Genomic DNA, 8,914 nt, shown 5'->3' with positions numbered 1-8,914 from the left:
CCACACCCTACACCCTACACCCTACACCCCACACCCCACACCCCACACCCCACACCCTACACCCCACACCCTACACCCCACACCCCACACCCCACTTCCCACTTCCCACTTGCATCTTAGGTTAAACTTTAATTCCTAGTACCTGTGTATGGGTTCCCCGCGCTTGGGTGACACCGATGGTTCTTTCGGAAGCTTCAATCATCGGCCGACGCAAACTAACGACAATAAATTGCGCTTGTTGTGCTTGTTTTTGAATCATTTTGGCCAATTTCTCCACATTGGCCCCATCTAAAAACATATCCACTTCATCAAACGCATAAAAGGGAGAAGGACGATATCTTTGTAGGGAAAAAATAAAGCTTAAAGCGGTTAAAGATTTTTCACCCCCAGACATGGAACTTAATCGCTGTACTGGTTTTCCTTTGGGATGTGCCACCAGATTTAAGCCACCATTAAAGGGGTCATTTTCGTCTTCTAGTTGTAAGTAACCATCACCATCGGACAGGGTGGCAAATATATTCTTAAAGTTTTCGTTAACAGCAGTAAATGCTTCCTGAAAAGCATTAAATCTGAGGGTGGTAAAGTTTTCTATCCGTAAAAGTAGTTCGGTTCTTTCACCTTCTAGAGTTTGCAGTTTTTCTGATAGTTCATCTAATCTCTCTTTAGTTTTTTGGTGTTCTTCTAAAGCTAACATATTGACAGGTTCTAAAGCTGCTAATTTCTTTTGTAACTGCCGAATATCGCTTTGAATTTTCTCGAAATCTCGATCGCTTTCAGGAATTTCGGGCAAGGGATTGGGTAAGTCGCTTTCTAGTTGACTAATTTCTGTCTGTAAAGTGGTTAGTAATGCTTGTCTTTCCTCTTGATTGTTGACTAACTTTTCCGATTGCCAGATAGCCTGTTGTTGCCGGTTTTGTTGTTGTCGCAAAACTGTCTCTAATTGATCTCTTTTTTGCTTGGTTTCCCCTAGTTGTTGCGATAATTGCTGTAAAGCTTGATTGATTTCTAAAATATGGCGATCAAGTTTTTCTATCTCCAGATTACCGATATTTCTCTGATTAACTGCATCGGTAATTATCCTGTCAATCTCAATAATTCTATCCCCAGACTCTTGACTTTTTTCCTCTAGTCTGATTTGTTGATTTTGTAGGTCTTTTAACTGTTCGCGGACTGTAGCGAGGTGATTTTCTTGGGTTTGTAACTCTAATTCTTGAGCGCGAATTATTCCCTGCACCTGTTGCCATTTGCTATGGGTATGATTGGCCTCTAAAGCAGTTAATTTCTCCTGTTCTTGCTGTAAGGATAACTCTAACTGAGGAATTTCTCTAGTTAATACCTCTAACCGTTGACTAGAAATACTAATTTCCTCTTGCTGTCCCGATAATTGACGGGTTAAATCCTCTTTTTCTGTGGTTAAACGTTGTAAATCCTTGCTTAATTGTTGTAGAGATAATTGATTTTCCCGATGACTTTGACGGGTTTCGGTTAACTGTTGGGTTAACTGACTGATAAGATGATTAACTTGGGTAATTTTTTCTTCGTTGCGGGTAAGAATGCGATCGATTTCTGCTAATCTTTCCCGTAGAGATTCCGCTTCACTAGACTCCTTCGGAGAAATTTTACCAAAACGCAGCCCCGATCGCGTCGGTTGGCTGCCTCCGGTCATAGCGCCAGTCATCTCTAATAACTCGCCATCCAAAGTAACGATGCGATATTGATTGATATAATAACGGGCAGAATCTATATCCTCGAAAACCACGGTACTGCCAAAAATATAGTTAAAAACCTCCCGATACTGGGATTGAAACTTAACTAAATTCACCGCTAAATCCAGATAACCCCGCGCATGACGCAGAGAGGAAATATCCTGGGGACGGGGAGGACGAATTTTATTCAGGGGTAAAAAAGTGGCGCGACCGATGCGACGCTGTTTTAGCAAGGCAATTCCGGCAGCCGCAACGCTATCATCTTGGACGACTACATGACCTAAACGACCTCCGGCGGCGATTTCAAGAGCAATTTGATAACGTTCCTCTACTTCCCCCAATTGTGCCACTAATCCGCAGATTCCGGGCAAATCTGACTGTAATAATATTTGAGTAGCATAGGTTCCCTGGGCCTCCTGTTGCGCTTGCTTGGTCGCTTCCAGTTTATCTAATTCCCTCTGTTTGTCCCGTTGTTCCTTGAGCAGACGTTTTTGGGTGTCCTGACTGATGACGCGATTTTGTTCGGCAATGGTGAGTTTTTGGGCTAAATTTTGGATATCGGGATCCGATTGATTAATTTTTTGTAATATTTCTTGACTTTCTTCCGTTTTTGTGCTAATAACTTGCTCTAATTCTTGCAGACGTTGACCAGCTTCTACTATATTAGTTTGCAATCGATCGCATCTTTCGGTCAATTGGGCCCGTTGGCTACGGTAGGGGTTTAATTGTTCCTGAAGACGGGTAATATTGCGGGAAAGGTCACTTTGTTCTTTTACCCAAGCTTCTGACGCTTCCGCGAGACTACTTGCTTGCAGACGATGGTTTTCTAGGGTTTCCCTTGCGGTTTGGGTTGCCAGTAAAAGACTGGGTAAAATTTCAGTTTCTAAACGGCTTTTTTGGGCAGTAATCTGATTTAATTCGAGATTGTAGCGATTAATTTCCTCTAAAAGCCTGTTTTTCTGTGCCTGAGATTCTTTTTCGAGGTTTTCTAACTCTTTTTGTCGTTGTTGCTGTTGTTGTCGTTTGGCCTGTTGACTCGCTAATCGGGAAGTCAGGGACAGGTGTTCATCTTCCCCGAAAGCTTTGACCTGTTGATTGAGTTTCTCTAATTCTTGACTATTTTGGGCGATTTGTTCGGATAAATTGGCGATAGTCTCGGTTAAAACCTGTTTTTCCTTTTCCCCAGCTTGAATTTGTTCTTTTAATTGCTGGCAGCGCTGCTGGAGATTTTGCCAATGCAGGACAATTTCCCATTGTTGTTTTTCTTGGACTTGGGCCTTGAGTTTTTGGTATTTTTCGGCTTTAATGCGATCGAGTGCTAATTTCTCGAGAGATTTTTGCAATTCTGTGGCAATAATTTGGCAGCGTTCTTCTCTTTCTTTAACCGAATCGATATTCTCCTTAGTTTTCTCAATTTTGCGGTCAAATTCGGCTACTCCTGCCAATTCGTCGATAATTTCCCGTCTTTCCTTAGCATTCATGCTGATAATTCGGGTTACGTCCCCCTGTAACACCACGTTATACCCTTCGGGATAGATGCGTAAACGGTTTAATTGGTCGTGAAGTTCGCTAACCGTACAGGTTTCCCCATTGATATAGTAGGTAGAAGTATAGCTGCCACCCTTAGCCACTTTTAAGCGCCTAGAAACCGTCCAATCCCTATCGGTTGCGTCGGGAATATCGCTAACATCAAAAGTCACCGAAACACTCGCTTCGGTGCTATGACGTTGACTGTTATAGCTGTGATTGACTAAATCCGGTAATCTTTCGGCCCGCATTCCCTTGGAAGTAGCTAATCCCAAGCAAAATAGCAATGCGTCGAGAATATTCGACTTTCCCGAACCATTTGGACCAGAAACCACCGTAAACCCCGGTAAAAAGGGGATGGGAGTCGTTCCCCCGAAGGATTTGAAGTGTGAGAGTTCGACCTTTTTGATGTAAACCATGGCGATAAGCAAAAATTAGGCAAGCTATCAGCTGTCAGCTTTAATCTATAAGGGATAACTCCGGTTTATCCTTGAAAATATCTTCAGACTTGACCGGAGATGAGTTTGATTAGTTGCGTAGTTTGAGAATTTTATGACAACACCCTTATAGAAAAATATAGCTGATAGCCCCCTTAGATAGCTTGAATCCATTCTTTGACTTGGTACTCTGTCCAGATACCATTTTGCCAGTAGGGGTCCGCTTCGATTAATTCTCGCACTTCCGACTCGCTGGCTGCCTGATAAATTCCGAAAACTTGGCTTAAATCTGCCGTTGGTCCGATAGTAATGAGAATTCCCCGTTCTTTCTGTTGATTTAATCCCTCTAGATGCGCTTGACGATAGGGTGCGCGTTTTTCCAGCACGTTTTCACAATAACTACCCCAGATAACAAATTTCGGCATATTTGACCTGTACTCTCTTGATTTGTTGCTATTTTACGATCGAATCGTCAATCAGGCTAAATCGATATAGAAAAGTGGGGGGGTACACAGAATCTACATTTTACTATAGCGGTGAGTCCCGATTGAAACGCTGAAACGCCTATCTATTATCTATCGATGGATTTACTATACCTCATTAGACTGAAAAACGCTATATATAGATTAGCTAATCCAGATAGGTTTTCTATTGTATTTAAGTAGGTAGGTGGAATTAAATATAAGATGAACATAGGTTGGGTTGAAGCATGAAACCCAACGCCTAACCATTACCATTTGTCCTCCAAGATTAAGTTAGTATAACAAATACAGTCTTCACTCAAAGTTAATCCGTTCTCGTTCGACAACTAAAGGCCTTTTTAAAATTCTCATGTGCATTAAGCCAATGTATTCCCCAATAATGCCGATAAAAAATAGTTGCACAGAAGCGATTAAAAATAGTCCGACAGTAACGGGTGCGGTTCCTAAAGGAAAATAATCCCAGAACAACAATTTGGCGATTAAATAACCTAACGCCACTAGCAGACTCAAGAGGGACAAAGCAAAGCCTAACATGGTGGCCAGTCTGAGGGGAACTTGGGAGTGACTGGTAATACCCAGCATCGCTTCGCTATAGTATCGATAGAAGTTGTAACTACTAATACCCCGTTTTCGCCGTTGTTGTTGATACTCAAAAGAGAAACTTTCAAAACCCAACTCTTCAATGAGTCCCCTAAAATAGGGATAGGGATCGTTAATCTCTCGTAGAACATTAATGACTTTCTGATCGTATAAACCGAAACCTGTAAAGTTTCTAGTAACTTTTATATCTGAAAGATTGTCCATTAAATAATAAAAAATTTGTCTAGCAGAATAGAAAAAAGCTCCTTCTTTCATCGGAGTTTTAACCGCTTTAACAACTTTATAGCCTTCCTCCCACTTCTTGACAAATTCTAGGATTAATGCGGGAGGATCTTGCAGATCTGCTACCATAAAAATAACCGCATCTCCGTAACACTGAAGAATACCATAGTAACCAGAACGAACGGGACCGAAATTTCTAGCATTAACGATGACTTTTATCCCGGGGTCTTTTTGAGCAATTTTTTTTAATTCATCTACAGTTTTATCTTGGGAAGCGTTATCGATAAAAAGATGTTCATACTCATAGTTAGGTAACTGATTAAAGACTTCTTTAACTCGCAGGTAAAGGTCTTCAATATTTCCTTCTTCATTATAACAAGGGGTCATAATCGTAATTTTTTTCATCATCTACTTCCTCTAAAAACAAAGGTTTTATTTAAAAAATAGGAAACAATTGCTAGAGGCAATACTAAGATAGCTTGTGCCACTAAGATATTAATTCCTAGCATCTTAACAATTCGTAAGGATTCAGCATTTAATAAGTAAATCACTAAATAAACACCAATAAAGCGAGTTAGTAGTCGATTATTTTGGTCTTTAAAAACGATAGCTCCGATAGTTTTAAAGTTGAATAATACCCCGCAAATAGTAGCAATAAGTAAGGAATAGCGATAATCTAATCCTAGACGAAACAGCAAGGCAAAGACGGAATAACCAAATAAGGTATTAACTACCCCCACTAACAAAAATCTAACAAATTTACTTTTTTTGATTAGATACATTTTTCTACAATCGTGACATAAAATTTCTAACTTTTTCCTTAACTGAGGCAACATCTAGCCGATGTTCTTGCATCAAATATTGATAAGTTCCGCAAAATTGAGAAAATCGATCTTCAATACCAATGCGACAAATCCAACTGGGATGATAGGTGCTGGCAATTTCAGAAATAGCAGAACCCAACCCCCCATAGATAGAATGTTCTTCCATCACCACAATAGCTTGATATTGCTGACAAATTTCTCTCACTTGTTGGACATCAAGAGGCTTAATAAAAGGAACACTCCACACCCCACTATTATCCCATTCTTGGGCTACTTCTAGAGCCGTTTTAACCATCGAACCTGTCGCCAAAAATCCAAGGTTGCCGGTGCCTGGTTTAACGGGGTAAAGTTTACCCGGCTCAAGGTTAGGTAAAGTCTCATGAATTACCCCTAAATCTGCCTTACCCATGCGTAAATAAACTGGTCTATCACTGTTAAAAGTCCAATTCAGGCATTGAGTCATTTCGGAGGCATCTGCCGGGGAGAGAATCGAGATATTAGGTAAAGCCCTTAAAGCGGCAATATCTTCGGTAGACTGATGACTAGAACCCAGACTACTATAGACCACTCCAGCACCATCTCCAATCAACAAAACCTTTAATTGTTCATAACAAACATCTAACTTAATTTGTTCTAGAACTCTTATCGGCAGAAAAGAACTTAAACCATAAACTACTGGAAAAAACCCCGATTTAGCGAGTCCTGCCGCCACCCCTACCATATTTTGTTCTGCTACCCCCGCATTGATATATTGTTTAGGACAAGCCTGACGAAAATCATCGAATAAAGCATAACCATGATCCCCAGTTAATAATAGAACTCGCTCATCCCCTAAAGCAAATTTGACTAAAGCATCTGAAAAAGCGTTTCTCATAAACTTAATTTATCCTTGTAAACTTGAGGTTCTAATTCGGCTTTAGCTTGGGCATAAATTTCTCGATTTAAGCGGCTATAATGCCAAACATTATTATCTTCCATGAAAGAAACACCTTTCCCTTTAACCGTGTGAGCGATAACAGCTTTAGGACAAGAAGAAGACAGTTCTAATAATTCTTGAAAGACCTGATATAATGCCTTTTCATCATGACCATCTACTTCTCGACAGTCAAAACCAAAAGCCTGGAACTTATCAGCAATTTGACCTAAATTCATCACTTCTTGAGTAGTACCCATCGCTTGATAACCATTAGCATCTACAATGACTAACAAGTTAGATAGTTGAAAATGAGAGGCAAAAAGTAGGGCTTCCCAAATCGACCCCTCATTAATTTCTCCATCCCCCACAAGGGCAAAACAACGCTGTCCGGTTCCTTTAATTTTACTAGCTAACGCTATGCCAACACCCACAGATAAACCATGCCCTAAAGACCCTGAACTTACTTCTAAACCAGGCACATGAGCATCAGATAACCCTTTAAGAATTGTACCATCCCCAAAGTAATTATCAATATCCTTATCCGTTAGCCAGCCTAACTCATACATACAAGCATATTGAGCCATTACTCCATGACCTTTACTGAGAATTAAATAATCTCTGCCGGGGGACTCCGGTTGACCATTCCCTAGATTTAGGTAAGAACGATAGAGAACTGCGAGAATCTCGATAATAGAAAAGGCACAGCCAATATGCACGGTCGAACCAGCAAAGGCCATCCTCAGAACAGTTTGACGGAGTTGATTCGCCGCAAATTTCATGAGTTAAACTCCTCAATGATTATCAGTTTGTGTTAGTCTTTGTTGATACCATGCAAGGGTTTTTTTAATCCCTGTAGATAAATCAACGGTTGCCTTGAGTCCTAATTCTTTTAATGCTCTGTCAGTAGCGGGTACATATCTGGCAATCCGTTGACCTACAACTGGTTCTTGAGCAACAGTGATAGAATTAGGGTGTCCAGCAATTTCCGCCACTGCTAAGGCGGTATCTTTGATGTTGATTTCCACATTTGAACCCACATTATAAGGACGACAAGACTCACCCTTAAATAATATAGTCCATAACCAAATCATCAAATCCGAAGCATATAAATAGGAACGATAGGGGGTTCCATCTCCTTTAATATGAATCGTTTTTCCCTCTAAACTGTCCTTGATAAAGTTGCCAATGGCAAAAGATCCATCTAAAGGTAAATAGGGACCGACAAAGGCAAAACACCTGGCGATTTTTACCTCTATATTATACTCCTGAGCATACAAGACACTCAAGAGTTCTGCGAGTCGTTTTCCCTCTCCATAAACGGAGTTAGGAGAACTCACATCCGGCGCCCCTTGATAACTTTCTGGAATATGACTTATATCTGAGGGTTGTTGACCATAAATTGCTCCTGAGCTAGTTAGTAATAATTTTTTTGTGCCACAATTTTTAGCAAAATCTAGCACTCGCCGAGTCCCTTGTACTGTAGTATCTAGCACAAAAAGACGATCCTCTTGATGTACTAGAGAACTTGCATCCGTTGCCGCATGAATAATATAAGAAAACTCCCCTTTAGGAAACTGAAATGACCTAACATCACCGCTATGGAATTGAATAGCGGGATGATTGGCTAAATGAGGAGCTTTTTGCCTGAAACTATCAGGATTTCTGGTTAAAACCACTGCCGATGCTTTTAAGTCTAGCTGATCATTAGCCCAAATAAAACTTTCCAGAAGCCAACAGCCAAAAAAGCCTGTACCTCCGGTAATAAATATCCGTTGTCCCCGCAATTCCTCCCACAGGGTTTTAGTATGGGCAAGAATGTGATTTAAGTCATTTGTTAGGTTAGGTTGCATCTTCAGCCCCGAATCATTACCAAGATTCCTTCCATGATTTTATCAGCATTTGACAAGTCTCCTACAAGGTTTCTGGTTCAACGCCTATTTCTCTTAATTTTTCAGCTAATTTGTGCCGTAACATTCGCTCCTGTTCGAGTTGATATTCAGTTTGTGCGACTCGTTCACTCCCCCATAATAACAGATTGCCCGACTTATCCCACCAGCGCAACCAATAGGCTGTTACTTCCGCTTTTTTTCCCTGCCAGACTCCCAAAAATAAGTTAATCTCTGCTATCCAATAACGATTGTTTTCATTAGGTTTTTGTTGTTCATATCTTCCTTGATTCAATCGATAAATTTCTAATTCT

The 8,914-nt window shown here is 40.6% G+C and carries 7 protein-coding genes and 1 pseudogene; all 8 read right to left on the bottom strand.

Going from position 1 to position 8,914, the window contains the following annotated elements:
• Positions 1-121: 121 nt before the first annotated feature.
• Complete coding sequence (smc, locus tag PX482_RS04420; RefSeq protein WP_288122115.1) at positions 122-3,652, bottom strand: chromosome segregation protein SMC; 3,531 nt, start codon at positions 3,650-3,652, stop codon at positions 122-124.
• 173 nt (positions 3,653-3,825) lie between these two features.
• Positions 3,826-4,095: a YciI family protein gene (locus PX482_RS04415; RefSeq protein ID WP_002762776.1), complete on the bottom strand. Its 270-nt coding sequence runs from the start codon at positions 4,093-4,095 to the stop codon at positions 3,826-3,828.
• A 351-nt stretch (positions 4,096-4,446) separates the two neighbouring features.
• The gene (locus PX482_RS04410; RefSeq protein WP_288093619.1) at positions 4,447-5,379 is read right to left on the bottom strand and encodes a glycosyltransferase family 2 protein; all 933 of its coding nucleotides are present in this window, start codon (positions 5,377-5,379) and stop codon (positions 4,447-4,449) included.
• A complete protein-coding gene (locus tag PX482_RS04405; RefSeq protein ID WP_150978161.1) occupies positions 5,379-5,756 on the bottom strand; it encodes a GtrA family protein in 378 nt (125 codons plus the stop codon). The genes PX482_RS04410 and PX482_RS04405 overlap by 1 nt, the downstream gene beginning before the upstream one ends.
• Before the next feature lie 4 nt (positions 5,757-5,760).
• Positions 5,761-6,672: a transketolase family protein gene (locus tag PX482_RS04400; protein WP_288093613.1), complete on the bottom strand. Its 912-nt coding sequence runs from the start codon at positions 6,670-6,672 to the stop codon at positions 5,761-5,763.
• Positions 6,669-7,493, bottom strand: coding sequence for a transketolase (locus PX482_RS04395; RefSeq protein ID WP_288093614.1), 825 nt, complete (start codon positions 7,491-7,493; stop codon positions 6,669-6,671). Before PX482_RS04395 ends, PX482_RS04400 begins: the two co-directional genes overlap by 4 nt.
• 12 nt (positions 7,494-7,505) lie before the next feature.
• Entirely contained in the window at positions 7,506-8,564 is a 1,059-nt protein-coding gene (locus PX482_RS04390; protein ID WP_288093615.1) for an NAD-dependent epimerase/dehydratase family protein, read from the bottom strand.
• Between the two features lie 61 nt (positions 8,565-8,625).
• Positions 8,626-8,914 (bottom strand): annotated as a pseudogene (locus PX482_RS04385) (hypothetical protein); the annotation flags it as partial.

The sequence above is a fragment of the Microcystis sp. M53602_WE12 genome, assembly GCF_030065455.1.
Taxonomy (GTDB): Bacteria; Cyanobacteriota; Cyanobacteriia; order Cyanobacteriales; family Microcystaceae; genus Microcystis; species Microcystis aeruginosa.
Note: the sequence above shows the minus strand (reverse complement) of the source record. Positions and strands in the feature narration are given on the sequence as shown.

What these genes read in the sequence shown, in the direction of transcription:
- PX482_RS04390 (WP_288093615.1), bottom strand. Translation starts at nt 8,564, where the DNA reads ATGCAACCTAACCTAACAAATGACTTAAATCACATTCTTGCCCATACT.
- PX482_RS04415 (WP_002762776.1), bottom strand. Translation starts at nt 4,095, where the DNA reads ATGCCGAAATTTGTTATCTGGGGTAGTTATTGTGAAAACGTGCTGGAA.
- PX482_RS04395 (WP_288093614.1), bottom strand. Translation starts at nt 7,493, where the DNA reads ATGAAATTTGCGGCGAATCAACTCCGTCAAACTGTTCTGAGGATGGCC.
- PX482_RS04410 (WP_288093619.1), bottom strand. Translation starts at nt 5,379, where the DNA reads ATGAAAAAAATTACGATTATGACCCCTTGTTATAATGAAGAAGGAAAT.
- PX482_RS04405 (WP_150978161.1), bottom strand. Translation starts at nt 5,756, where the DNA reads ATGTATCTAATCAAAAAAAGTAAATTTGTTAGATTTTTGTTAGTGGGG.
- PX482_RS04400 (WP_288093613.1), bottom strand. Translation starts at nt 6,672, where the DNA reads ATGAGAAACGCTTTTTCAGATGCTTTAGTCAAATTTGCTTTAGGGGAT.
- smc (WP_288122115.1), bottom strand. Translation starts at nt 3,652, where the DNA reads ATGGTTTACATCAAAAAGGTCGAACTCTCACACTTCAAATCCTTCGGG.